Annotated in this window: 25 protein-coding genes and 1 riboswitch; of the genes, 12 read left to right on the top strand and 13 right to left on the bottom strand. The window is 71.8% G+C overall.

Translation table 11 applies throughout. The features are described from left to right. Positions 1-10: 10 nt before the first annotated feature. Both AMK31_RS18460 and AMK31_RS18465 read right to left on the bottom strand, forming a co-directional pair. On the bottom strand, positions 11-1,486 hold the full coding sequence (locus tag AMK31_RS18460) for an MFS transporter (protein ID WP_073941638.1): 1,476 nt from the start codon (positions 1,484-1,486) through the stop codon (positions 11-13). Positions 1,487-1,622: 136 nt separating this feature from the next. Then, a complete protein-coding gene (locus tag AMK31_RS18465; RefSeq protein WP_073941639.1) occupies positions 1,623-2,753 on the bottom strand; it encodes an NADH:flavin oxidoreductase in 1,131 nt (376 codons plus the stop codon). A 235-nt stretch (positions 2,754-2,988) separates the two neighbouring features. On the opposite strand from AMK31_RS18465, the gene AMK31_RS18470 reads away from it, so the two are divergent. From AMK31_RS18470 to AMK31_RS18480, 4 genes are read left to right on the top strand one after another with little or no spacing between them, the layout of a single operon-like run. Continuing rightward, complete coding sequence (locus AMK31_RS18470; protein ID WP_241842671.1) at positions 2,989-4,287, top strand: nucleotide sugar dehydrogenase; 1,299 nt, start codon at positions 2,989-2,991, stop codon at positions 4,285-4,287. Beyond that, on the top strand, positions 4,284-5,765 hold the full coding sequence (locus tag AMK31_RS18475; protein ID WP_241842672.1) for a glycosyltransferase family 2 protein: 1,482 nt from the start codon (positions 4,284-4,286) through the stop codon (positions 5,763-5,765). Before AMK31_RS18470 ends, AMK31_RS18475 begins: the two co-directional genes overlap by 4 nt. After that, positions 5,762-5,914 carry a hypothetical protein gene (locus tag AMK31_RS40690; RefSeq protein WP_158074540.1) on the top strand — a complete coding sequence of 51 codons (153 nt, stop codon included), beginning with the start codon at positions 5,762-5,764 and terminating at the stop codon, positions 5,912-5,914. The genes AMK31_RS18475 and AMK31_RS40690 overlap by 4 nt, the downstream gene beginning before the upstream one ends. A gap of 47 nt (positions 5,915-5,961) precedes the next feature. Further along, a complete protein-coding gene (locus AMK31_RS18480; protein WP_073941640.1) occupies positions 5,962-7,443 on the top strand; it encodes a polysaccharide deacetylase family protein in 1,482 nt (493 codons plus the stop codon). 98 nt (positions 7,444-7,541) lie between these two features. Here the strand turns inward: AMK31_RS18480 and groL are convergent, their stop codons facing one another. The 4 genes from groL to thrC form a co-directional block, all read right to left on the bottom strand. Further along, positions 7,542-9,164, bottom strand: a complete 1,623-nt coding sequence (groL, locus tag AMK31_RS18485; RefSeq protein ID WP_073941641.1) for a chaperonin GroEL — start codon at positions 9,162-9,164, stop codon at positions 7,542-7,544. Positions 9,165-9,465: 301 nt separating this feature from the next. After that, positions 9,466-9,669 (bottom strand): cold-shock protein, encoded by a 204-nt coding sequence (locus tag AMK31_RS18490; protein ID WP_004986573.1) that lies wholly within the window; start codon positions 9,667-9,669, stop codon positions 9,466-9,468. Positions 9,670-10,058: 389 nt separating this feature from the next. Next, positions 10,059-10,337, bottom strand: a complete 279-nt coding sequence (locus AMK31_RS18495; protein WP_073941642.1) for a MoaD/ThiS family protein — start codon at positions 10,335-10,337, stop codon at positions 10,059-10,061. Positions 10,338-10,377: 40 nt separating this feature from the next. Continuing rightward, entirely contained in the window at positions 10,378-11,667 is a 1,290-nt protein-coding gene (thrC, locus tag AMK31_RS18500) for a threonine synthase (protein ID WP_073941643.1), read from the bottom strand. Positions 11,668-11,685: 18 nt separating this feature from the next. Further along, positions 11,686-11,832, bottom strand: a riboswitch (SAM riboswitch). Between the two features lie 147 nt (positions 11,833-11,979). Between thrC and AMK31_RS18505 the strand changes: the two genes are divergently transcribed. Then, on the top strand, positions 11,980-12,924 hold the full coding sequence (locus AMK31_RS18505; RefSeq protein WP_073941808.1) for a glucosyl-3-phosphoglycerate synthase: 945 nt from the start codon (positions 11,980-11,982) through the stop codon (positions 12,922-12,924). 71 nt (positions 12,925-12,995) lie between these two features. Next, positions 12,996-14,393 carry an alpha,alpha-trehalose-phosphate synthase (UDP-forming) gene (locus AMK31_RS18510; protein ID WP_073941644.1) on the top strand — a complete coding sequence of 466 codons (1,398 nt, stop codon included), beginning with the start codon at positions 12,996-12,998 and terminating at the stop codon, positions 14,391-14,393. On the opposite strand, the gene otsB is transcribed toward AMK31_RS18510, so the two are convergent. The 3 genes from otsB to AMK31_RS18525 are packed head-to-tail and all read right to left on the bottom strand — an operon-like array spanning position 14,381 to position 16,832. Further along, positions 14,381-15,226: a trehalose-phosphatase gene (gene otsB / locus AMK31_RS18515; protein WP_073941645.1), complete on the bottom strand. Its 846-nt coding sequence runs from the start codon at positions 15,224-15,226 to the stop codon at positions 14,381-14,383. The genes AMK31_RS18510 and otsB overlap by 13 nt on opposite strands. A gap of 47 nt (positions 15,227-15,273) precedes the next feature. Next, a complete protein-coding gene (locus tag AMK31_RS18520; protein ID WP_073941646.1) occupies positions 15,274-15,516 on the bottom strand; it encodes a DUF3263 domain-containing protein in 243 nt (80 codons plus the stop codon). Between the two features lie 41 nt (positions 15,517-15,557). Beyond that, positions 15,558-16,832 carry an extracellular solute-binding protein gene (locus AMK31_RS18525; protein WP_107468649.1) on the bottom strand — a complete coding sequence of 425 codons (1,275 nt, stop codon included), beginning with the start codon at positions 16,830-16,832 and terminating at the stop codon, positions 15,558-15,560. Between the two features lie 114 nt (positions 16,833-16,946). Here AMK31_RS18525 and AMK31_RS18530 point away from each other — a divergent pair, with 114 nt between their 5' ends. The 3 genes from AMK31_RS18530 to AMK31_RS18540 all read left to right on the top strand — a co-directional run bounded on the left by AMK31_RS18530 (position 16,947) and on the right by AMK31_RS18540 (position 20,198). Beyond that, complete coding sequence (locus tag AMK31_RS18530) at positions 16,947-17,891, top strand: ROK family protein (protein WP_073941648.1); 945 nt, start codon at positions 16,947-16,949, stop codon at positions 17,889-17,891. 104 nt (positions 17,892-17,995) lie between these two features. After that, on the top strand, positions 17,996-19,126 hold the full coding sequence (nagA, locus tag AMK31_RS18535) for an N-acetylglucosamine-6-phosphate deacetylase (RefSeq protein WP_073941809.1): 1,131 nt from the start codon (positions 17,996-17,998) through the stop codon (positions 19,124-19,126). A 142-nt stretch (positions 19,127-19,268) separates the two neighbouring features. Beyond that, positions 19,269-20,198 carry a 1-phosphofructokinase family hexose kinase gene (locus AMK31_RS18540; protein ID WP_073941649.1) on the top strand — a complete coding sequence of 310 codons (930 nt, stop codon included), beginning with the start codon at positions 19,269-19,271 and terminating at the stop codon, positions 20,196-20,198. Positions 20,199-20,213: 15 nt separating this feature from the next. Here AMK31_RS18540 and AMK31_RS18545 read toward each other — a convergent pair whose 3' ends face one another. Both AMK31_RS18545 and cdgB read right to left on the bottom strand, forming a co-directional pair. After that, positions 20,214-21,143, bottom strand: coding sequence for a CBM35 domain-containing protein (locus AMK31_RS18545; protein ID WP_073941650.1), 930 nt, complete (start codon positions 21,141-21,143; stop codon positions 20,214-20,216). A gap of 119 nt (positions 21,144-21,262) precedes the next feature. Further along, positions 21,263-22,918, bottom strand: a complete 1,656-nt coding sequence (gene cdgB, locus AMK31_RS18550) for a diguanylate cyclase CdgB (protein ID WP_073941651.1) — start codon at positions 22,916-22,918, stop codon at positions 21,263-21,265. Between the two features lie 428 nt (positions 22,919-23,346). Between cdgB and AMK31_RS18555 the strand changes: the two genes are divergently transcribed. After that, positions 23,347-23,838 carry a flavin reductase family protein gene (locus tag AMK31_RS18555; protein WP_385311920.1) on the top strand — a complete coding sequence of 164 codons (492 nt, stop codon included), beginning with the start codon at positions 23,347-23,349 and terminating at the stop codon, positions 23,836-23,838. Between the two features lie 73 nt (positions 23,839-23,911). Continuing rightward, positions 23,912-24,367: a GNAT family N-acetyltransferase gene (locus AMK31_RS18560; RefSeq protein WP_073941652.1), complete on the top strand. Its 456-nt coding sequence runs from the start codon at positions 23,912-23,914 to the stop codon at positions 24,365-24,367. Between the two features lie 57 nt (positions 24,368-24,424). Here AMK31_RS18560 and arfB read toward each other — a convergent pair whose 3' ends face one another. Next, entirely contained in the window at positions 24,425-24,862 is a 438-nt protein-coding gene (arfB, locus tag AMK31_RS18565; protein ID WP_073941653.1) for an alternative ribosome rescue aminoacyl-tRNA hydrolase ArfB, read from the bottom strand. Positions 24,863-25,022: 160 nt separating this feature from the next. On the opposite strand from arfB, the gene AMK31_RS18570 reads away from it, so the two are divergent. Next, on the top strand, positions 25,023-25,598 hold the full coding sequence (locus tag AMK31_RS18570; RefSeq protein WP_073941654.1) for a TerD family protein: 576 nt from the start codon (positions 25,023-25,025) through the stop codon (positions 25,596-25,598). A 64-nt stretch (positions 25,599-25,662) separates the two neighbouring features. On the opposite strand, the gene AMK31_RS18575 is transcribed toward AMK31_RS18570, so the two are convergent. Further along, entirely contained in the window at positions 25,663-26,163 is a 501-nt protein-coding gene (locus AMK31_RS18575) for a hypothetical protein (protein ID WP_073941655.1), read from the bottom strand. Between the last annotated feature and the right edge of the window lie 124 nt (positions 26,164-26,287).

Genomic DNA, 26,287 nt, shown 5'->3' on the forward strand with positions numbered 1-26,287 from the left:
CGGTGAGCGGTTACGCCTTGGTGGCGGACAGCTCCGGCTCCCCCGCCGCGGACGGCTGCGGGGCGTCCGCGACCCGCCGGCGCGGGATGAACGCCGCCACCGCGAACGCCAGCAGCGCCGCGCCCGCGCCCACCGCCAGCACCGTGCGGAAGCCGTCCTGCGACGGCAGCGACACCGGGCCGAACCGCGTCGTCATCTGGGCGAGGATCACGCCCGCGATCGCGCTCGCCGTGGACGTGCCGATGGACCGCATCAGCGTGTTGAGGCTGTTCGCCGCCGCCGTCTCCGACGGGTCCACGGCGCTCATGATCAGCGCGGGCATGGAGCCGTACGTGAAGCCGATGCCGGCGCCGATCACGCAGGACACCAGCACGAAGTGCCAGACCGCGTCCATGAGGGCGATGTTCAGGGCGTAGCCGCCCGCCACGATCAGGGCGCCGATCATCAGGGTCACCTTGGGGCCCCGGGCCCGGGAGACCGCCGCCGACACCGGCGCCGTCGCCATCATGACCAGGCCGGACGGGGCCATGACGAGGCCCGCGGCGAGCATGGACTGGCCGAGGCCGTAGCCGGTGGCCGACGGGAGCTGGAGCATCTGCGGGATCACCAGCGACATCGCGAACATCGCGAAGCCCACCGCGATCGACGCCAGGTTCGTCACCAGCACCTGACGGCGGGCGGTGCTGCGCAGGTCCACCAGGGGCTGCGGGGTCCGCAGTTCCCACCAGGCCCACACCAGCAGGACGACGACCGCCGCGGCGAACAGGCCCAGGGTGGTGCCGCTCGCCCAGCCCCAGTCGGCGCCCTTGGAGATGGCGAGCAGGAGGCAGACCAGGCCGACGGCCATGCCGATGCCGCCGACGACGTCGAAGCGGCCGCCGGTGCGGACCTTCGACTCCGGTACCAGGGCGACGACCAGGCCGGTGGCGACGACGCCCAGGGCCGCCGACGTCCAGAACAGGGCGTGCCAGTCGAGGTTGTCCGCGATGAGCGCGGCGGCGGGCAGACCGAGGGCGCCGCCCACGCCGAGGGACGCGCTCATCAGGGCGGTGGCGGAGCCGAGCCGTTCGGCGGGGAGTTCGTCGCGCATGATGCTGATGCCGAGCGGGATGACACCGGAGGCGAGGCCCTGGAGGACGCGGCCGGCGATCATCGGGGTGAGGGAGTCGCTGAGCGCGGCGGTGACCGAGCCGGCGACCAGCAGCACCATGCTGACGAGCAGCATGCGGCGCTTGCCGACCATGTCGCCGAGGCGGCCCATGACGGGGGTGGCGACGGCGGCGGCGAGCAGGGTGGCGGTGACGGCCCAGGCGGTGTCGGAGGCGTCGGCGCGCAGCAGCTGGGGCAGTTCCGGGACGATCGGGATGACCAGGGTCTGCATCAGCGAGACGACGATTCCGGCGAACGCCAGCACCGCCACGACGGCGTTGGGCCTCGGCGGTGCCGCTCCCCCGGTCTCGGCGGGGCGGGCAGGGGCGTCGGGCATGGCGGGGCCTCCGTCGAAGGGAATCCAGAGTGCTTGACTTAGGCAACTTTAAGTCAGCTGCTTGACTTACTCAAGAAACCCAGGACAGCGGAACGGCCGGGACCCCGCAGGGTCCCGGCCGTTCCGTTCCGCTGTTTCAGCTCAGCGTCCGCAGCGCCGCCGCGTCGTACGGCGCCAGCTCGTCGAAGCGGCCCGCGAGCACCTTCTCGGCCCACTGCGGGTCCTGGAGCAGCGCGCGGCCCACGGCGACCAGGTCGAACTCGTCGCGCTCCAGGCGGTCCAGCAGGTTGTCGAGGCTGCCGACCGGGGCGCCCTCGCCCGCGAACGCGCGGATGAAGTCGCCGTCGAGGCCGACCGAGCCGACGCTGATGACCTGCTTGCCGGTGAGCTTCTTGGTCCAGCCGGCCAGGTTCAGGTCGGAGCCCTCGAACTCGGGGAGCCAGTAACGGCGGGTGGAGGCGTGGAAGGCGTCCACACCGGCCGCGGCGAGCGGGGTGAGGATGGCCTCCAGCTCCTCCGGGGTCGCGGCGAGCCGGGCGTCGTACGCCTCCTGCTTCCACTGGGAGTAGCGGAAGATGACCGGGAAGTCCGGGGAGACGGCCTCACGGACGGCGGCGACGACCTCCGCCGCGAACCGGGTGCGGGCCACCGGGTCGCCGCCGTAGGCGTCGGTGCGGCGGTTGGTGCCCGACCACAGGAACTGGTCGATGAGGTAGCCGTGGGCGCCGTGCAGCTCGACGCCGTCGAAGCCGATGCGCTCCGCCGCGGCGGCGGCCTCGGCGAAGGCGCCGATGACGTCGTCGATGTCGCGCTGGGTCATCGCCTCGCCGGTGCCCTCGGTGCCGTCGACGCGCAGCCCGGACGGGCCGACGGCCGGGGCCTCGGCGAAGGGCGGCCGGCCGGGCTTGCGGACCATGCCGATGTGCCAGAGCTGCGGGACGATCCGGCCGCCCGCCGCGTGGACCTCCTCGGCGACCTTCGCCCAGCCGGCCAGCTGCTCCTCGCCGTGGAACCGCGGGACGCGGCTGCTCTCGCCGGCCGAGGCGTGGCCGACGTAGGTGCCCTCGGTGACGATCAGACCGACGCCCGCGGCGGCGCGGCGCGAGTAGTACGACGCCACGTCCGCGCCGGGGATGCCGCCCGGGGAGAACTGGCGGGTCATCGGCGCCATGACGATCCGGTTGGGGAGGGTCAGGCCGTTGAGGGAGACGGGCCGGGCGAGGATCCGCGCGGCGCGGGCGGCGGGAGTGTCGTCGCTGAGGGTCACGGGGGGAGCTCCTAGGGATACCGAGCGGTATGTGCGCGTGCAACGACCCTAACGGGACCTTCCGCCGGAGCATTCCGCTTGTCGCCCCGCAATGTTTGTGATCCCGGACACGTGCTGCGTCCGCGCCGGGGCGCACCCCTCTTCCGCCGGTTCCGCAACTCCCCGGCCGCCGACCGGGTGACGCGGCGGCCCGTCCGTCCGGAATATGCCTGAAGTGCCGCGTATATATCACTTTGTGACTATCACGGAAACCTCAGCAAGCAATGGGACGACGGACCCGGAGGCCCTTCGCGGCACCACAGTCGCCGTCGTCGGCCTCGGTTACGTCGGACTCCCCACCGCCCTCGCCCTGTGGAGCGCGGGCGCCACGATCATCGGGGTCGACACCAGCGACCGGCGCATCGCCGCCATCCGCGCCGGGACCGTCGACCTGCTCCCCGCCCAGCACGCGACCCTGGCCTGCGTAGAGAACACCGGCGACTTCCGCATGACCTCCGACGCGAGCGCGCTGCGCGACGCGAACGCCGTCGTCGTGTGCGTTCCCACCCCGGTCACGCAGGACCACGCGCCCGACCTGACCGCACTGCGCGCCGCGTGCGAGACGGTCGTCGAGAACGCCGTGCCGGGCCAGCTGATCGTGCTGACCTCCACCAGTCATGTCGGCACCACCCGGGAACTGCTGCTGGAACCGCTCGCCGCGCGCGGACTGCGGGCCGAGGAGGACGTCTTCGTCGCCTTCTCCCCCGAACGCATCGACCCGGGCAACGAACGCCACCTGCCGGAGAACACCCCCCGGATCGTCGGCGGGGCGGGACCGCTCAGCACCCGGGCGGCCACCGCCCTGCTGGGCCCCACCGCCTCCCGCCTGCACGAGGTGGCCGGCCCCGAGACCGCCGAGATGGCCAAGCTCTGGGAGAACATCTACCGGGCCGTGAACATCGCCCTGGCCAACGAGCTGTCCGACGCCTGCGTCCACCTCGGCCTGGCCCCGATCCCGGTCATCGAGGCGGCGGCGACCAAGCCGTACGGGTTCATGCCGTTCTACCCGGGGCCCGGAGCGGGCGGCCACTGCATCCCCTGCGACCCCTACTACCTGCTCGGACAGCTGCCCTCCGCGAAGTCCGCCCCCTTGCTGCGCACCGCGATGGCCGCCCTGCGCGAGCGGCCCGCGCAGATCGCCGCCCAGGCCGCCGGCCTGCTGGACGCCGACGGGCTGTCCCTCGTCGGCGCCCGCGTGCTGGTGCTCGGCGTGGCCTACAAGGCGGGGGTGTCGGACGTCCGCGAGAGCCCGGCCCTGCGGCTGATCGAACTGCTCGCCGGCCAGGGCGCCGAGGTCTCCTACAGCGACTGCCACGTGCCCGCGCTCACCGTGGCCGGCCGGACCCTGACGTCGGTGCCGGACCCCGAGGACACCGGCTGGGACCTCGTCGTCCTGCACACCGCCCACCCTGGCGCCGACCTCGGCTGGCTCGACGCGGCACCCCGCGTCCTGGACACCCGGCGCCGCCTGCACGCCCGGACCGGTGCCCGGTGACCGCTCCGCACTTCTCCCTGCCGTTCACCCCCACCGCCCCGGCCGGCTCCGCCGCCCGACGCCTGCTGACCTCCCTGAAACGCCGGGTGCAGCCGTACCTGGCGCCGGGCGAACGCATCGGGCTGCTGCGGCTGCTGGGGCTGACCGCGCTGCTGCCCGTCCTCTATCTGATCGCCCGGCGCGCCGTCCAGGTGCCGTACCAGACCAGCGTCATCACCTTCTACGGACTGACCGTGCTGACCGGCACCGCCTGCCTGCTCTACCTCGCCTACACCCAGTACGACGACCCGTCGGTGCACACCCTGCGCCGGCGTGCCCGCGGGCACGAGGGGTTCCCCGCGCTGCCCGAGCGGCCGAAGGTCAGCTTCCTGCTCGCCGTGAAGGACGAGGCCGGCAACGTCGAGGCGTGCGTCCGCTCGATGGCCGCGTCCGACTACCCGGACCTCCAGGTCGTCGTCGTCGACGACGGCTCCACCGACGGCACCGGCACCATCCTCGACGGCCTCGCCGCCGAACTCGGCATCACCGTCATCCGGCTGGAGGCCAACGTCGGCAAGAAGGCGGCACTCGTGCGCGCCTGCGCGGTCGCCGACGGCGACATCCTCGTCTTCACCGACTCCGACTGCGTCATCGCGCCGGACGCGCTGGGCCGGTGCGTCCGGGCCATGGTCCGCCACCCGGAGCTCGGCGCGGTCAGCGGCCACTGCCGGGCCCTCAACCAGCGGGCCAGCCTGCTGACCCGGGTTCAGGACGTCTGGTACGAGGGGCAGTTCCGCATCGCCAAGGCCGCCGAGGCCTCGTTCGGCGCGGTGTCCTGCGTGTCCGGGCCGCTCGCCGCCTTCCGGCGCGAGGCCATCTACAACTACCTGCCGGCCTGGGCGGAGGACCGGTTCGCCGGAGCCCCCTTCCGCTTCGCCACCGACCGCCAGCTGACCGGCTACGTCCTCGGCCAGGCCTGGCGCGGGCAGGCGCTCAAACGCCGGCACGCCGACTCGCCGTTCGTCACCGGCCACGACCACCCGGAGCGGCGCTGGCTGGTCGGCTACTGCCAGTCCGCCCGGGTGTGGACGAACGTGCCCGCCCGGTGGCGCCCGTTCATGCACCAGCAGGTGCGCTGGAAGAAGAGCTTCATCCGCAACCTGTTCTTCACCGGCGGCTTCATGTGGCGCCGCGGGCCGGTCCCGGCCCTCCTCTACTACGGGCACGCCCTGTGGGTGGTGGCCGCTCCCGCGCTGGTCTTCTTCCACCTGGTGTGGGCGCCCCTGCACTGGGCGGTCGGACTCACCCTCCTCTACGTGTCCGGCGTACTCCTCAAGGGCTGCATGTGGGGACTCGCCTTCCGCCTCGACAACCCGGGCGACCGCCGCTGGCGGTACCGGCCCCTGATGAGCCTGCTCTCCTGCTGTGTCCTGGCGTGGCTCCTGCCGTACGCCGCCCTCACCCTCCGCCGTGGAATCTGGACAAGGACCCCCGCATGACCCTGACGATGCCCCGCCGCCCCGAGCCCTTCACGGGCCGGGCGGCCAGAAGCCTGCACCAGGCCGCCCGGCTGTCGGGCTCCCTGCTCTCCGCCCTCGCCGTGGCGGCCCTCTACTGGGTCGTCCTCACCCGCGGCGGTGCCCTGTGACGCCCCCGGCGGGAGCGCCCCGCCCCGGGCTGGTGCGCCGCTGCCTGATGCGCAGCACCCTCGGCACCCTGGCCGCCGTCGTCGTGACCGTCCCGTTCCTCACCGCGTGGAAGGTCGACGTCGAACGGCGCGCGGTGTCCGCCCAGGTCCCCGCGCCCGCCACCCCGGCCGACGCGCGGCCCCAGCGCCACGAGGCCGCCCACGCGAGCGCGCCGATCGTCCTCGCCTACCACGACATCCAGCCCGAACCGACCAACGACTACACCCTCACCCCGAAGCAGCTGGACGACCAGCTGGCCGCACTGACCAAGGCGGGCTACCGCAGCCTCACCACCGACGAGTTCATCCGCTACCTGGCCACCGGCCGCACCCCGTCCCCGCGCAGCGTCTACCTCACCTTCGACGACGGCACCCGCGGCCTGTGGACGTACGCCGACCAGATCCTCGCCAAGCACAAGATGACGGGGTCGGCCTACCTCATCACCAGCAGGGTGGGCAAGCACCGCCCGTACTACCTGTCCTGGGCGGAGATCGACCGGATGGCCGGCTCCGGGCGCTGGGACTTCCAGAACCACTCGCACGACGGCCACACCCGGGCGGCCGTCGACTCCTCGGGACGAAAGGGCGCGGTGCTCGCCAACCGGCTCTGGCTGGCCGAGGAGAAACGCCTGGAGTCGGAGAAGGAGTACCGGACACGGGTCGAGACCGACCTCGACAAGTCCCTGCGCGCCTTCGCCGACCACGACCTGCCCAAGCCCCGGGTGTTCGCCTACCCGTACTCGGAGGCGGGCGCGCCGACGAACCTCGCCGGCCAGACCACCTCCGTACTGGAACAGCTGCTGCACGCGCGGTTCGACACCACACTCACCAACTCCTCCTCGCGCCCCCTTCCGGCGGGGCCACGGGCCGCGGCCGCCGGGCAGGTGCAGCGCATGGAGGTGATGCGGGCGACCACGACCGACGCGCTCATGAAGCGGATCGCGGAGTGGACCTCGCGCGTCCCGGACGAGGTGCCCGAGCCGCTGCGCCACCCCGAGCAGTGGCGGTTCCCGACCAGCCTGTCCGGCACGGACGTGTCGGCACTGACCGGGAAGGGCCTGGAGAAGGGCACGTACGTGCAGGCCGCCCACCTGCCCATGGCCACCGCCGACTGGCACACCTACCGGGTGGACGCCACCGCCGACCGGCTGAAGGGCCCCCAGACCGGCGTGTCGATCAAGGTCGGACACGGCAGCCTGCACCCGTCCGTCGTCACGGTGTCCGCGTCCGAGCTGCGGGTCACGGAACAGCCCGTCGGCGCCGAGCAGCGGGTCACCGTCCGCAAGCTCACCCAGACGGCCAAGCACCGCATCACCGTCAAGGTCTCGCCGCGGTCCGTGCAGATCACCGTGGACGGCACCTCGCTCACGGTCCGCGCCACCGACCGGCCCGCCCCGGCCCGCACCAACGGCGGGTTCTCCCTCGCCGTCCGCAACGCCGGCGAGGACACGCCCTGGCCGCGGTTCACCTCCCTGCGCGTCAGCCCCTGACCGGCACGGCGACACGCGAAACGCCCGAGGGCGGCACCCCCAGCAGGTCGCTGGGAGTGCCGCCCTCGGCGTAGGACCGGGTGACCGACAGGAGTCGATCAGAAGTCCATGTCACCGCCCGGCATGCCGCCGCCGGCCGGGGCAGCGGCCTTCTCCGGCTTGTCGGCGATGACGGCCTCGGTGGTGAGGAAGAGCGCGGCGATGGAGGCGGCGTTCTGCAGGGCAGAGCGGGTCACCTTCGCCGGGTCGATGATGCCTTCCTTGACCAGGTCGACGTACTCGCCGGTGGCGGCGTTCAGGCCGTGGCCCGGGGTCAGGTTGCGCACCTTCTCCACCACGACGCCGCCCTCGAGGCCGGCGTTGACGGCGATCTGCTTCAGCGGGGCCTCGAGCGCGAGCTTCACGGCCTGGGCGCCGGTCGCCTCGTCACCCTCGAGCTCCAGCTTCTCGAAGACCTGGGAGGCCTGCAGCAGGGCCACGCCACCACCGGCGACGATGCCCTCCTCGACGGCGGCCTTCGCGTTGCGGACGGCGTCCTCGATGCGGTGCTTGCGCTCCTTGAGCTCGACCTCGGTGGCGGCACCGGCCTTGATGACGGCCACGCCGCCGGCCAGCTTCGCCAGACGCTCCTGGAGCTTCTCGCGGTCGTAGTCCGAGTCGCTGTTCTCGATCTCGGCGCGGATCTGGTTCACACGGCCCGCGACCTGGTCGGCGGAGCCGGCGCCGTCGACGATGGTGGTCTCGTCCTTGGTGATGACGACCTTGCGGGCGCGGCCCAGGAGGTCCAGGGTCGCGTTCTCCAGCTTGAGGCCGACCTCCTCGGAGATGACCTCGCCGCCCGTGAGGATGGCGATGTCGCCGAGCATGGCCTTGCGGCGGTCACCGAAGCCCGGGGCCTTGACGGCGACGGACTTGAAGGTGCCGCGGATCTTGTTGACGACCAGGGTCGACAGGGCCTCGCCCTCGACGTCCTCGGCGATGATCAGCAGCGGCTTGCCCGACTGCATGACCTTCTCCAGGAGCGGGAGCAGGTCCTTGACGTTGGAGACCTTGGAGTTGGCGATGAGGATGTACGGGTCCTCGAGCACCGCCTCCATGCGCTCCATGTCGGTGGCGAAGTAGGCGGAGATGTAGCCCTTGTCGAAGCGCATGCCCTCGGTGAGCTCGAGCTCCAGACCGAAGGTCTGCGACTCCTCGACGGTGATGACGCCTTCCTTGCCGACCTTGTCCATGGCCTCGGCGATCAGCTCGCCGATCTGGGTGTCGGCGGCGGAGATGGAGGCCGTGGAGGCGATCTGCTCCTTGGTCTCGACCTCCTTGGCCTGGTCGAGCAGCGCGCCGGAGACGGCCTCGACGGCCTTCTCGATACCGCGCTTCAGGGCCATCGGGTTGGCACCGGCGGCCACGTTGCGCAGACCCTCGCGGACCAGCGCCTGGGCGAGAACGGTGGCCGTGGTCGTACCGTCACCGGCGACGTCGTCCGTCTTCTTGGCGACTTCCTTGACCAGCTCGGCGCCGATCTTCTCGTACGGGTCCTCGAGCTCGATCTCCTTGGCGATGGAGACGCCGTCGTTGGTGATCGTGGGGGCGCCCCACTTCTTCTCGAGGACGACGTTGCGGCCCTTGGGGCCGAGGGTCACCTTGACGGCGTCCGCGAGCTGGTTCATGCCGCGCTCGAGGCCGCGCCGCGCCTCCTCGTCGAACGCGATGATCTTGGCCATGTGAAGTGGTCCCTCCAGGACTGGGGGTGATTCCTTCGGACCGCGCCCGCGCCCGCGACGGACGGCCTGCCTGCCTCGTGGTTCCTTGCCCCACCCGGCCTGCGGCCTCACCGACCCGGTCCTTCGTTGTCACTCTCACCTTCAGAGTGCTAACGCCAATGATTAGCACTCGCCCCCATCGAGTGCAAGCGGCTCTCGGAGACCGGCAGGTAGTCAGCGGTGGGCGAACAGCCGGCACCGGCCGCCGGACACGCCGAAGGGCTCGCACCGGCGTGCGGTGCGAGCCCTTCGAATAGAACGTTCAGGCGGTGACGCGAACCATGTCGGCCTGCGGGCCCTTCTGGCCCTGCGAGATCTCGAACTCGACCCGCTGGCCCTCTTCCAGGGTGCGGTACCCGTCCATCTGGATCGCGCTGTAGTGGACGAAGACGTCCGCACCACCGTCGACCGCGATGAAGCCGTACCCCTTCTCCGCGTTGAACCACTTGACGGTGCCCTGAGCCATGCCTAACTCCCCTATTACTGGCCCTTGCACAGATCCGCACTTCGCGAATCCGGGTCAGACCTCACCCCCCAGTCGTCGGGGGCGTGCGCCGGAACGCGTCGACCGCGGCTGAATGTATCTGTCCAACTGCCGTCTGCAACAGGTCAATCGGACGAGAAATCCGGGCAGCACTGATCGCTTATTTACGAAGAATTCACCCGAATTCCGGGCAAGTCGGGCCCGGCAAAAGGAGCGAAAGGCGCGAAAGGGCCGCTGATTTTGGCTGCATCTTGTCGCAGTCACTTCGGGGAAAGTGCGGCGGGTTCCCCAACTCTACCGCGCTCAATCACATGGAATTGCCCCCTCCGGATCTCTCACGGAGGGGGCAATTCGATGAACAGCGTGTGACGTCAGCAGCCGCCCGCGACAGCCGGGATGATCGAGACGCCGGCACCGTCCGGCGTGGCCGTCTCCAGCCCCTGCTCGAAGCGGACGTCGTCGTCGTTGACGTACACGTTGACGAACCGACGCAGCTTGCCCTGGTCGTCGAGAACCCGGGCGGCGATGCCGGTGTGGTTCTTCTCCAGGTCGGCGATGACCTCGGCGAGGGTGGCCCCCTCGGCGGCCACCTCGGCCCGGCCGCCGGTGTAGGTGCGCAGGATGGTGGGGATGCGGACGGTGACGCTCACGATGAAAACCTCCGGTGGGAGTGACTTACTGGGGCTTGGTCTAGACGAGCCCGGCCTCGCGGAACGACTCGAGGTTGGGTCGGATGGTCGCCGTGAGCCCCGTGCCGGCCACCGCGTCGAGGGTCTTGAGGCCGTCGCCGGTGTTGAGCACGACGGTCGTCAGCGACGGGTCGAGCACCCCGTTCTCGATGAGCTTGCGCGTCACACCCACGGTGACCCCGCCCGCGGTCTCCGCGAAGATGCCCTCGGTCCGCGCCAGCACCTTGATCGCGTCGACGACCTGCTCGTCCGTCACGTCCTCCACCGCGCCCCCGGTGCGCCGGGCGATGTCGAGGACGTACGGCCCGTCCGCCGGGTTGCCGATGGCCAGCGACTTGGCGATGGTGTTCGGCTTCTGCGGCCGGACGACGTCGTGGCCCGCCTTGAACGCGGTGGACACCGGCGAGCAGCCCTCGGCCTGGGCGCCGAAGATCTTGTACGGCTTGTCCTCGACGAGCCCGAGCTTGATCAGCTCCTGCAGACCCTTGTCGATCTTGGTGAGCTGGGAGCCGGAGGCGATCGGGACGACGATCTGGTCGGGCAGCCGCCAGCCGAGCTGCTCGCAGATCTCGTACGCGAGGGTCTTGGAGCCCTCGGCGTAGTACGGCCGCAGGTTGACGTTGACGAAGCCCCAGCCCTCGCCCGCCGGGTCGCCGATCAGCTCGGAGCAGAAGCGGTTCACGTCGTCGTAGTTGCCCTCGATGCCGACGAGCTCGCCGCCGTAGACCGCGGCCATGACGACCTTGCCCTGCTCCAGGTCGTGCGGGATGAACACGCAGGAGCGGAAGCCGGCGCGGGCGGCCGCGGCACCCACCGCGCCGGCCAGGTTGCCGGTGGAGGAGCAGGAGAGGGTGGTGAAGCCGAACGCGCGGGCGGCCTCCAGAGCCTGGGCGACGACGCGGTCCTTGAAGGAGTGCGTCGGGTTGCCGGAGTCGTCCTTCACGTACAGCCCGCCGGTCACGCCCAGCTCGCGCGCCAGGTTGTCGGCCTTGACGAGCTTGGTCCAGCCGGGGTTGAGGTTCGGCTTGTCGGCCACGTCGGCCGGGACGGGGAGCAGCGGCGCGTAGCGCCAGATGTTCGCGGGGCCCGCCTCGATGCGCTTACGCAGTTCCTCGGCGTCGTACGCGGAGAAGTCGTAGGCGATCTCCAGCGGGCCGAAACACTCCTCGCAGGCGAAGACGGGGCCGAGCGGGACGCGGTGACCGCATTCGCGGCAGGAGAGCGCGGCGGCGGGACCGAGGTCTACCGTGGAAGAGGAATTCGTGGTGCTTGCAACAGTCTGCACAGCCATGTGAGGCGAGGCCCTTTCTCCTCATCTTCCTCACGACGCACTTCGCCGTGAGACGGATTTGGCACCTTCCCTAGCCGGGAGCCTCGCCACGTCGACGTGACAAGACCAGCTGGAGGGTTGCCGGGGCTTCATCGGGCCGTGTCCCTCTGCCCCTCTGGATGAGCTGTATGTGGTTGTAAACAGCGGCTGACCCCCGACATGGGATGGTCATCCGCGTTGTCCAAGACTGTAACCGACGGCCAGGACAGTTGAGATAGTCGTCCGAACCGCGAGATGGATCACAGGGATCCCGACAGTGAGGAGCCGCAGACCGTGCTGGAAGAAGTCGAGCGCTGGCTGAGCACACGCTCCTGGTCCGTGTCCGACCGCCCGCTCCACCGGATCGTGGCCGCCAAGCACGCCACGGGTCAGTCGGTCAGTGTCGTGCTGCCCGCGCTCAACGAGGAGGCGACGGTCGGCGACATCGTCGCCGTGATCCGCCACGACCTCGTGGAGCGGGTTCCGCTGGTCGACGAGATCGTCGTCGTCGACTCGGGGTCCACCGACCGCACCTCGGAGGTGGCCGCCGCCGCGGGCGCCCGGGTCGTGCACCGGGACGAGATCCTGCCGCGCATCCCGGCGGTGCCCGGCAAGGGCGAGGTGCTATGGCGGTCGCTGCTGGTGACCAGGGGCGACATCGTGTGCTTCGTGGACGCGGACCTGAGGGAGTTCTCGGCGGACTTCGTCTCCGGGATCGTCGGCCCGCTGCTGACCGACCCGGACGTGGACCTGGTCAAGGCGATGTACGACCGTCCGCTGGGCGGCGCGGCCGGGCAGGGCGGCCGGGTCACCGAGCTGATGGCCCGCCCGCTGCTGAACATGCACTGGCCGCAGCTGGCCGGCTTCGTGCAGCCGCTGGGCGGCGAGTACGCGGCCCGCCGGTCGCTGCTGGAGCAGCTGCCGTTCCCGGTGGGCTACGGGGTGGAGCTGGGCATGCTGGTCGACTCGCTGCACCTGGTCGGCCTGGACGCCCTGGCGCAGGTGGACGTGGGTGTCCGCAAGCACCGGCACCAGGACGGGCAGGCGCTGGGCCGGATGGCGGCGGCGATCTACCGGACCGCGCAGCTGCGGCTGGCCCGGGGGCATCTGATCCGCCCGTCCCTCACCCAGTTCGAACGGATGGAGGACGGCTTCGAGCCGCGTACGTACTCCGTGGACACCGAGGAGCGTCCCCCGATGGTGGAGATCGCGGAGTACGCGGCACGCAAGGTGGCGTAACACGCCACCCCCTCCTGTATACGGCCGAACCGTACGTTTGAGCGGTTGGGGGGCGGGCTAGGTTGAGGGCTATGGCTTCAACGTACGGTGCGGCGCAGGTACTGGTGGCCTCCAATCGCGGGCCGGTCTCGTACGAGGTGCGCGACGACGGCTCGCTGCACGCCCGGCGGGGCGGCGGCGGGCTGGTGTCGGGCCTGTCGGCGATCGGGCCGGACGCGGGCGCCCTGTGGGTGTGCTCGGCGCTCGGCGACGGCGACCGCGAGGCGGTGCGCCGCGGGGTCGGCGAGGACGGCGTGCGGATGCTGGACATCCCGGCGGACGTGCACGCGGACGCGTACAACGGGATCGCGAACTCGGTGCTGTGGTTCGTGCACCACATGCTGTACCAGACCCCGCTCGAACCGGTTTTCGACGCGGAGTTCCGGCGTCAGTGGGCGTCGTACGAGGCGTACAACCGGGCGTTCGCCGAGGCGCTGGCCGGGGAGGCCGCCGAGGGCGCCGCGGTGATCGTGCAGGACTACCACCTGGTGCTGGTCCCGGGCATGCTGCGCGAGCTGCGCCCGGATCTGCTGATCGGCCACTTCTCGCACACCCCGTGGGCGCCCCCGGAGTACTTCCGGATGCTGCCGGACGACATCGGCCGGGCGGTGCTGCGGGGCATGCTCGGCGCGGACCGGCTGGGCTTCCTCACCCGGCGCTGGGCGGACGCGTTCACCGCGTGCTGCGAGGCGTTCGCCGGGGGGCTCGGCGACACCCGGATCGGGGTGCACGGGCTCGGCGCGGACGCAGACTTCCTGCGCCGGCGCTCGCACGAGGCGGACGTCGAGGAGCGGATGGCGGCGCTGCGCGCGGAGATCGGCGAGGGCCGCCGGGCGATCGTCCGGGTGGACCGCACGGAGCTGTCGAAGAACATCGTGCGCGGCCTGCTGGCCTACCGCGCGCTGCTGGCCGGCCGCCCCGAGTGGCGCGAGCGGGTCGTGCACGTCGCGTTCGCCTACCCCTCCCGGCAGGATCTCGCCGTCTACCGCGACTACACGGCGGAGGTCCAGCGGCTGGCGCGGGAGATCAACTCCGAGTTCGGCACGCCGGGCTGGAACCCGGTCGTCCTGCACGTGAAGGACGATTTCGCGCGTTCCCTGGCCGCCTACCGGCTGGCCGACGTGGCCCTGGTCAACCCCATCCGGGACGGCATGAACCTGGTCGCCAAGGAGGTGCCGGTGGTGTCGGACGAGGGCTGCGCGCTGGTGCTGTCGCGGGAGGCGGGCGCGTACGAGGAGATGGGCGAGGACGCGGTCGTGGTGAACCCGTACGACATCGAGGGCACGGCGGACGCCCTGCACCGGGCGCTCACCATGCCCTCCGGCGAACGGGCCGAGCGGACCAAGCGGCTCGCCGCGGCGGCGACCGCGCTGCCGCCGGCCCAGTGGTTCCTGGGCCAGCTGACCGCGCTGACCGGTCAGGGCAGCTGAGCCGCCAGCGCCCGCAGCAGCCGTACGACGCCTTCGGGGCCGTCGACCACCAGGTCCGCCCGCCGGCGCAGCTCGGTCACCTCGTCGCTGCCGCTGCACACGAGGAGGCCGGGGGTGCCGTCGGCGCGGAGCTTGTCGACGGCCGCGTAGGCGGGCAGGTCGCCGAGGTCGTCACCGGCGTAGAGCACGGATTCGGCGCGGATCTCGCGGAAGTACCGCTCCAGCGCCACGCCCTTGTCCATGCCGGGCGGGCGCAGTTCGAGGACCATGCGGCCGGGTTCGACGATCAGTCCGTTGCGGCCGGCGAGGTCGGTGAGGGGCGCGCGCAGCGCCTCGAACGCGCCCTGCGGGTCGGCGGCGCGGCGGGTGTGCACGGCGACGGCGTGCCCCTTGTCCTCGATCCAGGCGCCCTCGACCGCCGTGAGGAGCGACGGCAGCGCGGCGCGGGCCGCGGCGACGCCGGGGTGCGGGTCGGGGGCGGTGACCTCGCCGGTGGCGGCGTCCCAGCGTTCGGCGCCGTAGTGGCCGAGGACGACCAGGTGGTCCAGGCCGGGGGCGCCGGCGAAGCCGCCGTGGCGGACGGCGACCTCGGCCGGGCGTCCGGTGATCACGGCGACGGCGGCCACCTTGGGGGCGAGCTCGGTCAGCGCGGGCACCGCGCCGGGGTGCGCGCGGGCCTGCTCGGGGTCGGCGACGATCGGGGCGAGGGTGCCGTCGAAGTCGAGCGCGATCACCGCGTCGCGTGGCCGGGCGAGAAGCGCGTCGAGCCCGTCGCATCCCTGCGGGGTCACGGGTTCGGGGAGGTCCGTCGAATGTGTGTCGGGGCTGCCCATACGGCGAACCTATCCCCGCAGGGCCGCCCCGAACCGTGAACCGGGCCTCACCGCTCCGCGCGTCTGCGCTCCCGCACCCTCCTGAGCCGGTTCACCGTGACCGGGTCGTGCTCCAGTGCTCTCGGGTCGTCGAGCAGGGCGTTGAGCAGCTGGTAGTACCGGACCGGGGCGAGGCCCAGCTCCTCCCGGATGGCCCGCTCCTTCGCACCGGGGCCGGGAAAGCCCCGGCGCTCCAGCGCGAGGATGTCCTGCTCCCGCCGCTCCAGCGGCTGACGTTCCGTACCGGCCATAGGGGAAACGCTAGCCGCCGCCGCTGACAACGGCCCAGGTTCTAGTTCGCGGCCGCCGCGCCCTCCGCCGCGAGGGCGGCCGACTCCAGCTTGCCGAGGACGGCGGACGGGCTGCCGCCCGGGGCGACCGCCTGGCCGATGCGCTTCTTGACCTGGGCGCTGACCTCGGCCCAGGACGTCTTGCCCACGGGGTACAGCTCGGCGAGCGGGAGTTCCTTCAGGAACGGCTGGAGCTCGCTGTCCTCCTCGGCGGCGCTCATGACGTCGGAGGCGGAGTTGGTGACCGGCAGCAGGTCGTACTCGCGGGAGAAGGCGAGCACGTTCTCGTCGCTGTAGACGAAGTCGAGGAACTCGCCGATCTCCTTCTGGTGGCCGTTCTGCTTGAACGCCAGCATCCAGTCGGCGACGCCCATCGTCGCGTCGGACTCGCCGTCGACGCCGGGCATCGGCACCATGCCGTACTTCACGCCCTTCTTCTCGGCCATCTTCATCAGCGAGGGGTGGCCGTTGAGCATGCCGACCTGGCCGTCGGCGAACGCGGCGAAGGCGTCGGCGCGGTTCAGCTTGCCCGGCGCGACCGGGCCGGTGAGGTCCTTGCCGACGAGTTCGTCGCGCAGCCAGGTGAAGGTCCCGACGTTCTCCGCGGAGTCGATGCCGTAGCCGCCGGAGGTGTCGGTGTAGCCGCCGCCCCCGCTGAGCAGCCACTGCATGGTCTCGGCCTGCGCCTCCTCCGGGCCGAGGGGCAGCGCGTACGGGTACTTCACACCCTCGGCCTTGAGCGCCCCGGCGGCCGCGGCCAGCTCGTCCCAGCTGGTGGGCGGGGTGACGCCGGCCTTCTGGAAGAGGGTCTTGTTGTAGAAGAGCAGCCGGGTGGAGGCCGCGAACGGCATGCCGTACTGCGCGCCGTCGATCTGGCCGGCGGTGGCCAGCTGGGCGGCGAAGTCGGCCTGGACCGGGATGGAGAGCAGTTCGTCGGCCGGGTAGAGCAGGCCGTCGGCGGCGTAGTCGGCGTACGCGCCGATCTGCGCCATGTCGGGCGCGTCGCCTGCCTCGACCATCTCCTTGACCTTGCGGTCGACGTCGTTCCAGGAGTAGACGTCGACCTCGACCCGCACGCCGGGGTGGTCGGACTCGTACTCCTCGACCAGCTTCGCCCAGTACTTCTCGGAGCTGTTGGAGGCGCTGTCGCCGTAGTCGGCGGCGACCAGCCGCAGGGTGACGTCGTCGGAGCCGCCGGTGATCCCGCAGCCGCCGAGCGCCGCCGTCATGCCCAGTGCGGACATCACCGCGATGATTCCTGCCTTGCGCCGCTGCACTGCTGCCCCAACCCCTGTTCCGCTGTGATCCCGTGTGGTCCGTATTCCGGAATAAGGTCTACACCACGTGAGTGGACTAGACCTCTTCCGGGTCCTCGGGCCACACTGTCCCCCGTGAGACACGTCATCGCCCTCGATGTGGGCGGCACCGGGATGAAGGCCGCCCTGGTCGGGGCGGACGGCGCGCTCCTGCACCAGGCGCGCCGGGCCACCGGGCGGGAGCGCGGGCCCGAGGCGGTCGTCGAGTCCATCCTCGACTTCGCCGCCGAGCTGTACGCGCACGGCGCCCGGCACCTCGGCGCGCCCGCCTCCGCCGCCGGAATCGCCGTCCCCGGCATCGTCGACGAGCCGCGCGGCATCGCCGCCTACGCGGCCAACCTCGGCTGGCGCGACGTCCCGCTGCGCGCCCTGCTCTCCGACCGGCTGTCCGGCATCCCCGTCGCCCTCGGCCACGACGTCCGCACCGGCGGCCTCGCCGAGGGCCGCGTCGGCGCCGGACGGGGCACCGACCGCTTCCTCTTCGTCCCCCTCGGCACCGGCATCGCCGGCGCCATCGGCATCGACGACCGCGTGGAGGCGGGCGCGCACGGCTTCGCGGGCGAGATCGGCCACATCGTCGTACGGCCCGGCGGCACCCCCTGCCCGTGCGGTCAGCGCGGCTGCCTGGAGCGGTACGCCTCGGCCTCGGCGGTCAGCCAGGCCTGGGCGGCGGCGACCGGCAAGACGGACGCGGACGCGGCGGACTGCGCCAAGGCCGTCATGTCCGGCGACCCGAACGCCGTCCGAGTCTGGCAGGACGCCGTGGACGCCCTCGCCGACGGCCTGGTCACCGCCCTCACCCTGCTGGACCCCCGCACGATCGTCATCGGTGGCGGCCTCGCGGAAGCGGGGGAAACGTTGTTCACACCACTGCGGGACGCCGTCCGGCAGCGGGTCACCTTCCAGAAGCTGCCGTCCATCGTCCCAGCGGCGCTAGGGGACACGGCGGGCTGCCTGGGCGCGGGTCTCCTCGCCTGGGATCTCCTCAACCACACGGACCGTACGGAGGAACCGACGTGACGGCTACGCCGCCAGGGGCGCGGGACAGCATCGATCAGCGGCTCCGCCGCGGGGCGCGACCAGCCACGAACAGCCCGCACCCCGCGACGGACCGGACCCCCCTGATCCTCACCGGAGCCGACGTCGTCCTCCCCACCGGGACGGTCAGGAACGGCCAGGTGATCGTCGAGGGCACCCGCATCACCGCCACCGCCCCGGAGAACGCCCACGTCGTCGACGTCACCGGCCACTGGCTGGTCCCCGGCTTCGTCGACATCCACAACCACGGCGGCGGCGGAGCCTCCTTCACCTCGGGCACCGTCGACGACGTGCTCACCGGCATCCGCACCCACCGGACGCACGGCACCACCACCCTCGTCGCCTCCACCGTCACCGGCGACATGCACTTCCTCGCCCAGCGCGCCGGCCTGCTCTCCGAACTGGCCGAGCAGGGCGACATCGCCGGCATCCACTTCGAGGGCCCGTTCATCTCCCCCTGCCGCAAGGGCGCGCACTCCGAGGCGCTGCTGCGCGACCCGGACCCGGCGGAGGTGCGCAAGCTGATCGACGCGGCGCGCGGCCACGCCGTGATGGTCACCCTCGCCACCGAACTGCCGGGCGGCGTCGACTCCGTACGGCTGCTCAGCGAGCACGGCGTGATCGCGGCGATCGGCCACACGGACGCGACGTACGAGCAGACCGTCGAGGCCATCGACGCGGGCGCCACCGTCGCCACCCACCTGTTCAACGCGATGCCGGCGCTCGGCCACCGCGCGCCCGGCCCGATCGCGGCCCTGCTGGAGGACGAGCGGGTCACCGTCGAGCTGATCAACGACGGCACGCACCTGCACCCGGCCGCCCTGGAGCTGGCGTTCCGTCACGCGGGCCCGGACCGGGTCGCGTTCATCACCGACGCGATGGACGCGGCCGGCTTCGGCGACGGCCGGTACATGCTCGGCCCGCTGGAGGTCGAGGTCGCGGACGGCGTGGCGCGGCTGGTGGAGGGCGGTTCGATCGCGGGCTCCACCCTCACCCAGGACCGCGCCTTCAAGCGGGCGGTGACGATCGACCGGCTGTCCGTGGAGGACACGGTGGCCGCCCTGTCCGCCAACCCGGCCCGGCTGCTCGGCCTCGACGACCGGATCGGCTCACTGGAGCCCGGCAAGGACGCCGACCTGGTGCTGCTGGACGCCGACTTCGGCCTCAAGGGCGTGATGCGCCGGGGTGAATGGGTGGTCGATCCCCAACTGGGGTGATCCGTCCACGAGTCGACGGGACGGTGGCCGGTCCGAGGGCTGGGCCGACCGCCGTCTCTTTGGCATGATCGAGCCTCCGGAAGGCGTCTCGGCGCCCCGGAACGTCTCGACAGGCACATGCACCCGGGGGAGGCCGGCCCAGGTGATCCTCACGGTCACGCTGAACACCGCTCTCGACATCACGTATCGCGTCCGGTCCCTGCGGCCCCATTCCACGCACCGGATCACCGACGTCACCGAGCGCCCCGGCGGCAAGGGCGTCAACGTGGCCCGCGTCCTCGCGGCTCTCGGCCACGAGGTGACGGTCACCGGGTTCGTGGGCGGCGGCACCGGGCGCGCGGTGCAGGACGGGCTCACCGCCCTGCCCGGCGTGACGGACGCGCTCGTCCCGATCGACGGCGTCACCCGGCGCACCGTGGCCGTCATCGACGAGCAGACCGGCGACACCACCCAGTTCAACGAGCCGGGCCCGGTCGTCACCCGCGCCGAGTGGTCCGCCTTCCAGGAGGCCTACGAGCATCTGCTGGCGTCCGCCGACGCGGTGGCCCTGTGCGGCAGTCTCCCGCCGGGCGTCCCCGTGGGCGCCTACGCGGGCCTCGTCCGCACCGCCCGCGCGGCCGGCGTCCCGGTGCTCCTCGACACCAGCGGTGAGCCGCTGCGCCGCGCCGTCGCCGCCCGCCCCGACCTGGTCAAGCCGAACGCGGACGAACTGGCCGAGCTGACCGGCGCGCACGAGCCGCTGCGCGCCACGCAGGACGCGTGCCGGCGCGGGGCGCGGGCCGTGGTGGCCTCACTGGGCCGGGAGGGACTGCTCGCGGTGACCCCGGAGGGCCGCTGGCGGGCCGCCCCGCCCGCCCGGGTGCACGGCAACCCGACGGGCGCGGGCGACTCGGCGGTCGCGGGCCTGCTGTCGGGGCTCGTGGAGCGGCTGCCGTGGCCGGAGCGGCTGGCCCGCGCGACCGCCCTGTCGGCGGCGACGGTCCTCACCCCGGTCGCCGGGGAGTTCGACCGCGGCGCCTATGAGGAACTGCTGGCGCGGGTGGCGGTGACGACGGAGGTCACCGCCGCCTGACGGTCGGCCCCGGTCCTACTTCACCCAGCCCTTGGCCAGCCACAGCTGGTCGAGGTTGGCGTCGCACTGGTTGCCCTGCTCGCAGGAGATCTTGATGGTGTTGGAGCCCTTGTTGAGCTGGATGTAGTTGTACGTACGCGTCCAGCCCTTCTCGTAGTCGCCCTCCGCGGCGTTCGCCCAGTTCTTCATGTCGACGGGCGTCGAGGCGGGGGTGCCGTTGACCGTGAGGGTGGCGTTGGCGTCCTTGCCGGGCACGCCGTAGCCGACGTACAGGGTGTACTTGCCGGTCTCCGGGATGCCGTTGACGTTCCAGGTGAGCGAGGCGCCGACGGCGTTGAAGCCGGTCACGTAGAAGCCGCCGTCCGCTTTGGCGCCCTTGATGTCGGAGGCGGTGGTCGCGCCGCCGCCGAGCAGCACCGTCTTGGCGTCGGTGGCCGGCAGGTCCTCCTCGCTCGCCGCGCTGCTGCTCTTCGACGGGGTGGGGTCGCCGCTCTCGGTGACGGTCGGCGCGGGCGAGGCGTCGCCGCCCGCGTTGTCGTCCTCGCCGTCGCTGTTCACCATGGCGATGCCGATGCCGATGACGACCGCCGCGACGACGGCGATCGCACCGATCAGCAGGCCCTTGGTGTTGGGCCCGCGGCGCCCGCCGCCGGCGCCGGGCAGCGGCTGCTGGGTGGTGGCCGCGCCGCCGGGGTACGTCTCGGGCGCGGCGTAGTGCGCGCTGGGCCGGCCGGGCGCCCCCTGCTGCGGGGCCACGCCCTGCCCGTACGTGGCGTGCTGCTGGCCGTACGGCCGCTCGCCGACGGTACGCACTCTGCTCACCGAGTTGGGGTAGCCGTAGCCGCCGGACGGCGGCTGGGCGCCGTTGGCCTGACCGTCGGCGTAGAGGTAACCGAACGGGTCGTCGTCCTCGGGCGTGCTCGCGCCGTTGTTGCCGGGCGTCATCCCTCGTACTCCTCAAGCAGGTGCGGAACGGTTGCGATGCGGTGGTGAGAGGGCGAGCCTACCCGCTCTCTCTGCCCCAAACGGGTGACCGGGATCGCATCACTTCGCTGACCTGCGGTTCATCCGGCACGGCGGTGCTGTTTGGGACGAGATCGTTTCTCGACGTACATCCGTTCGTCCGCTGACTTGAGCACTTCGTCCGCGGTCATCCCGCAGTGCGCCCAGCCGATGCCGAAGCTGGCGCCGACCCGGACGGCCCGGCCCTCGGCCCGGATCGGCTGGATGATCTCGTTGCGCAGCCGCACGGCGAGGTCCTGGGCGTCGGCGCGGCCGAGGCCGTCGGCGAGGATCACGAACTCGTCGCCGCCGAGCCGCGCGACGGTGTCGCCGTCGCGGACGCCGTTGCTGAGCCGGCGGGCGACTTCGATGAGGACGGCGTCGCCCGCGTTGTGCCCGAACCGGTCGTTGATCGACTTGAAGCCGTCGAGGTCGCAGAAGAGCACCGCGAGGCCCTTGGTGCCGTCGTCGTGGGCGCCCTCGGGGGCGACGGTGTGCACATGGTGGTCGTAGACGTCGACGTCGTGGCCGTCGCCGGGCGGGAAGTCGAAGGCGTGGCCGCCGGGGTCGTAGCCGGGGTGGCCGTAGGCGGCGTCGTGCGAGTCGTAGCGGCCGGCGTCGGGGCGCCGGCAGAGGCGGGCGGAGAGCCGGGAGCGCAGCTCGGCGGAGTTCGGCAGCCCGGTGAGCGAGTCGTGGGAGGCGCGGTGGGCGAGCTGGAGTTCGCGGCGCTTGCGTTCCTCGATGTCCTCGACGTGGGTGAGGAGGAAGCGGGGGCCGTCGGCGGCGTCGGCGACGACGGAGTTGCGCAGCGACACCCAGACGTAGCTGCCGTCGCGGCGGCCGAGGCGCAGCTCGGCGCGTCCGCCCTCGGCGGAGGTGCGCAGCAGGGTGCCTATGTCCTCGGGGTGGACGAGGTCGGAGAAGGAGTAGCGGCGCATCGCGGAGGCGGGGCGGCCCAGCAGGCGGCACAGGGCGTCGTTGGTGCGCAGGATGCGCCCGTGCTGGTCGCCGCCCATCTCGGCGATGGCCATGCCGGAGGGCGCGTACTCGAAGGCCTGGCGGAAGCTCTCCTCGCTGGCCCGCAGCGCCTGCTGCTCGCGTTCCAGGCGGACCAGGGCGCGCTGCATGTTGGCGCGCAGGCGGGCGTTGCTGATCGCGATGGCGGCCTGGAAGGCGTACATCTGCAGGGCCTCGCGGCCCCAGGCGCCGGGGCGCCGGCCGTTGCGCGGGCGGTCCACGGAGAGGACGCCGATGAGTTCGCCGGAGGCGGGGCCGCCCTGGGCGCCGGGCGCGTACATCGGCGCGAAGAGGCGGTCGGAGGGGTGCCACTCGTCCTCGAAGCGGGGGGCGGGGCCCTCGGTGTACCACTGCGGGACGTCGTCGTCGTCGAGGATCCAGCCCTCGGTGTGGGGTATGAAGATCAGGTCGCCCCACTGCTCGCCCATGTTCAGGCGGCGTTCCCAGGACTCGCGGGAGCCGACCCGGCCGGTGATCAGGGCCTCGGCGGCGGGGTTGCCGGAGAACGCGGCGACGACGAGGTCGCCGTCGGCGCGGACGAGGTTCACGCACGCCAGCTCGTACCCGAGGGCGGTGACGACGCCGTTCGCGACGGTCTGCAGTGTGTCGGCCAGGCTGCGTGCGGTGTTCATGTCCGCCATGACCTGGTGCAGCTGTCGCAGGGACGCAAGACGGACATACGGCTCCGACTCGGTCTCCATGCTCGCCCTCCCCCCGAGACCTCGCAGCGAATCAAGGGATGTCTTCGGCGCCTTTTCCGGATGGTGCCCTTGTATCTTCCCGCCACTGAATCACAGCGCGCTGCCCACTCGGTACACAGGGTCAACAATTAATGCCCCTTGTGACTCAAGTCACAGTAGAACGTGAACAATTGAGTGGGGTTTCTGCGTTTTTCCCGTGCGTTACCGAACACACAGTTTGCGAGCTTGTCCACCTCAGGCCCATTGTCCGTCTCAAGCCCTAGGACCCGCTTCGGGCCGAGGTCCGATGCGGCCCGCGCACACCGGAGACTAGCGTTCCGGACGTGCTGAAGAATCCCCCCTCCGCCCCGACCGCCCCCGCAGTGCCCGCCCAGCCCTCCCCCGCCGGGCATCCTGAGGGGGTGAGCAACGACGAGTTCCGGGCCGCCATGTCCCGGCTGGCCGCCGGAGTGGTCCTGGTGACCGCGGTCGAGCCGCCGCTGGACCCCGACGACCCCACGGCGCCGGGCGGCGAGGACGTCGGCATGACCGCGACCGCCTTCATGTCCGTCTCCCTCGACCCGCCGCTGGTCCTGGTCAGCCTGCGTGAGGGCTCCCGCATGGACGACCTGCTCGCCGAGCAGCCGCTGTGGGCCGTGTCCGTGCTCGCCGAGAGCCAGCGGCAGATCGCCGGCCGGTTCGCCATGAAGGGCCGGGTCAGCGACCGCCTTCTGTTCGCCGACCTCCCCCACCGGCGCGGCGAGGCCTCCGGCGCGCCCCTGGTGGGCGGCGCGCTGGCCACCCTGGAGTGCCGCACCGAGCAGCGGGTGGCCGCCGGCGACCACACGCTGGTGATCGGCCGGGTGCTCACCGCGGACGTGCCGGGCGTGGACGGCGGCCCGCTGGCGTACTTCCGCGGCCGGTACCGGCAGCTCGGCTGAATCGGGAATTCCCGCACCGTCAGGCGCCGGAATTTCCCTGGCCGGGCGTGGTCGTTCCCCGTACGGTGCCCGGGTGATCCAGCTCGAAGAGATAACCCCCCGCAATTTCGACGCCGCCACCGGCATCCGCGTCCGCCCCGACCAGGAACACGCCGTGTCCCCGGTGACGCAGTCCCTCGCCGAGGCGTACGTCCACCCCGACGGAGTCGCCTGGCCCCGCCTGATCACCGACGGGGGCCGCCCGGTCGGCTTCCTGATGGCCTTCCTCGACATCGACTGGCACGAGGACGGCAGCGTCCTGCGCTCCGGCCTGTGGCGGCTCAACATCGCCGCCGAGGAGCAGGGCAAGGGCTACGGCCGGTTCGCCGTCGATTCCGTGGCCGCCGAGATCCGCCGCCGAGGCGGCAAGGAGCTGTACGTCACCTGGCACCCCGGCCCGGACGGCCCCGAGGGGTTCTACCTGGGCCTCGGCTTCCGTACGACCGGGGAGACGAGCGGCGGACAGACGGTCGGCGTGCTGGACCTCTAGGGCCCGGGCGCGGCCCCCTAGAGGTGTCTCACGCGGTGCGCAGGCGGCAGAGCGGACCTACGTCCAGTTCTGCCGGGACCGGCCGCGCTTGGTCTCGGCGCGCTGCTTCTTCTCGCGCAGCCGGCGTTCGTTGATGCCGCGCGGGATGCGGGTCGGCTTCCGGGGCTTGGGCGGTGGCGCGGTCGCCTCGGCGAGGAGGGCGGCGAGGCGTACGGCGGCGGTCTCGCGGTTGCGCCACTGGGACCGGTGCTCGGAGGCGCGTACGACGACCACCCCGTCCACCAGCCGGCCGGCCAGCCGCTCCAGCGCCCGCCGCTTCCACACCTCCGGCAGTGCCTCGGTCCGCGCGAGGTCGAAGCGCAGCTCGACCTGGGAGTCGCTGGTGTTGACGTGCTGCCCGCCGGGCCCGGACGACCGGGAGAAACGCCACATCAGCTCGGCCTCGGGGAGCGAGACGGAGCCGCGGATGACGTGGGAACCGGACATGCGGTCCATGTTCCCGCCCGTGTCCGGTCCACGTCACCCGAATAACGCAGGTAAAGAAAGTAAAGAGCCTGGAACCTCGCGTACCCCCCGCGACGTTCAAGGGGGTAGCTGTAGCTTTCTTGCCGTACGAACTCTTGCCGTACGCGAACGAGGGAAGGGACTCCCAACAATGGCTGTAAGCCTGTCCAAGGGTGGCAACGTCTCGCTCACCAAGGAGGCTCCGGGCCTGACCGCCGTCACCGTGGGCCTCGGCTGGGACGTCCGGACCACCACCGGCACCGACTTCGACCTCGACGCCTCGGCGATCGCGGTCAACACGCAGGGCAAGGTCTACTCGGACGCCCACTTCGTGTTCTTCAACAACAAGCAGACCCCGGACCAGACGATCGTCCACACGGGCGACAACCGCACCGGTGAGGGCGCGGGCGACGACGAGGCGATCAACGTCAACCTGGCGGGCCTCCCGGCCGACGTCGACAAGATCGTCTTCCCGGTCTCCATCTACGACGCGGAGTCCCGCTCGCAGAACTTCGGCCAGGTCCGCAACGCCTACATCCGCATCGTCAACCAGGCCGGCGGCACCGAGATCGCCCGCTACGACCTGTCGGAGGACGCGGCCACGGAGACGGCCATGGTCTTCGGCGAGCTGTACCGCAACGGCGCCGAGTGGAAGTTCCGCGCCGTCGGCCAGGGCTACGCCTCGGGCCTGGCGGGCATCGCCCAGGACTTCGGCGTGAACGTCTGACGCCGGTTCGGCACCGGGCCCCTCGGCTTCACGCCGGGGGGCCTCCCCGTATCAGGGCCCGCTCTCACTTCACCCGGGGGAAGCGGGCCTGGAGCGTCCAGATCGCCGGGTTCTCCGCCAGGTCCTCGTGCAGATCGCACAGGTCGGCGATCAGATCGTGCAGGAAGTCGCGGGCCTCGCGGCGCAGATCGGCGTGGGAGAACGTCAGCGGCGGTTCCTCGGCCGGCATCCAGTCGGCCTCGACGTCCACCCAGCCGAAACGGCGTTCGAAGAGCATGCGGTCGGTGGACTCGGTGAAGTCGAGTTCCGCGTGCTGGGGGCGCGAGGCGCGGGAGCCCGCCGGGTCACGGTCCAGCCGCTCCACGATGTCGCACAGCGCCCACGCGAAGTCGAGCACCGGCACCCATCCCCAGGCTGTGGACAACTCCCGGTCGGTCTCGGTGTCGGCGAGGTAGACGTCCCCGCAGAACAGGTCGTACCGCAGGGCGTGGACGTCCGCGCGCCGGTAGTCCGTCTGCGGCGGGTCCGGGAAGCGGTTGGAGAGGGCGTAGCCGATGTCGAGCACGTAGGCGATGGTGTCATGGCGCCGGGGCGTGTCCGCGGGCCGTGCTTGCGGGCCGGGTTCGCGGGGCGTGTCCGCGGGCCGTGCTTGCGGGCCGGGTTCGTGGGCCGTGCTCGCGGGCCGGTTC

The sequence above is a fragment of the Streptomyces sp. TSRI0107 genome (genome assembly GCF_001905845.1).
Lineage (GTDB): Bacteria > Actinomycetota > Actinomycetes > Streptomycetales > Streptomycetaceae > Streptomyces.

Bases quoted from the DNA above. Each gene is read 5' to 3' on its own strand.
- otsB (WP_073941645.1), bottom strand. From the start codon at position 15,226: ATGGGCAGCCCCGACACACATTCGACGGACCTCCCCGAACCCGTGACC.
- thrC (WP_073941643.1), bottom strand. From the start codon at position 11,667: ATGGCTGTGCAGACTGTTGCAAGCACCACGAATTCCTCTTCCACGGTA.
- AMK31_RS18460 (WP_073941638.1), bottom strand. From the start codon at position 1,486: ATGCCCGACGCCCCTGCCCGCCCCGCCGAGACCGGGGGAGCGGCACCG.
- cdgB (WP_073941651.1), bottom strand. From the start codon at position 22,918: ATGGAGACCGAGTCGGAGCCGTATGTCCGTCTTGCGTCCCTGCGACAG.
- AMK31_RS18555 (WP_385311920.1), top strand. From the start codon at position 23,347: ATGTCCCGGCTGGCCGCCGGAGTGGTCCTGGTGACCGCGGTCGAGCCG.
- groL (WP_073941641.1), bottom strand. From the start codon at position 9,164: ATGGCCAAGATCATCGCGTTCGACGAGGAGGCGCGGCGCGGCCTCGAG.
- AMK31_RS40690 (WP_158074540.1), top strand. From the start codon at position 5,762: ATGACCCTGACGATGCCCCGCCGCCCCGAGCCCTTCACGGGCCGGGCG.
- AMK31_RS18490 (WP_004986573.1), bottom strand. From the start codon at position 9,669: ATGGCTCAGGGCACCGTCAAGTGGTTCAACGCGGAGAAGGGGTACGGC.
- AMK31_RS18570 (WP_073941654.1), top strand. From the start codon at position 25,023: ATGGCTGTAAGCCTGTCCAAGGGTGGCAACGTCTCGCTCACCAAGGAG.
- AMK31_RS18545 (WP_073941650.1), bottom strand. From the start codon at position 21,143: ATGACGCCCGGCAACAACGGCGCGAGCACGCCCGAGGACGACGACCCG.
- AMK31_RS18510 (WP_073941644.1), top strand. From the start codon at position 12,996: ATGGCTTCAACGTACGGTGCGGCGCAGGTACTGGTGGCCTCCAATCGC.
- arfB (WP_073941653.1), bottom strand. From the start codon at position 24,862: ATGGACCGCATGTCCGGTTCCCACGTCATCCGCGGCTCCGTCTCGCTC.
- AMK31_RS18480 (WP_073941640.1), top strand. From the start codon at position 5,962: ATGCGCAGCACCCTCGGCACCCTGGCCGCCGTCGTCGTGACCGTCCCG.
- AMK31_RS18520 (WP_073941646.1), bottom strand. From the start codon at position 15,516: ATGGCCGGTACGGAACGTCAGCCGCTGGAGCGGCGGGAGCAGGACATC.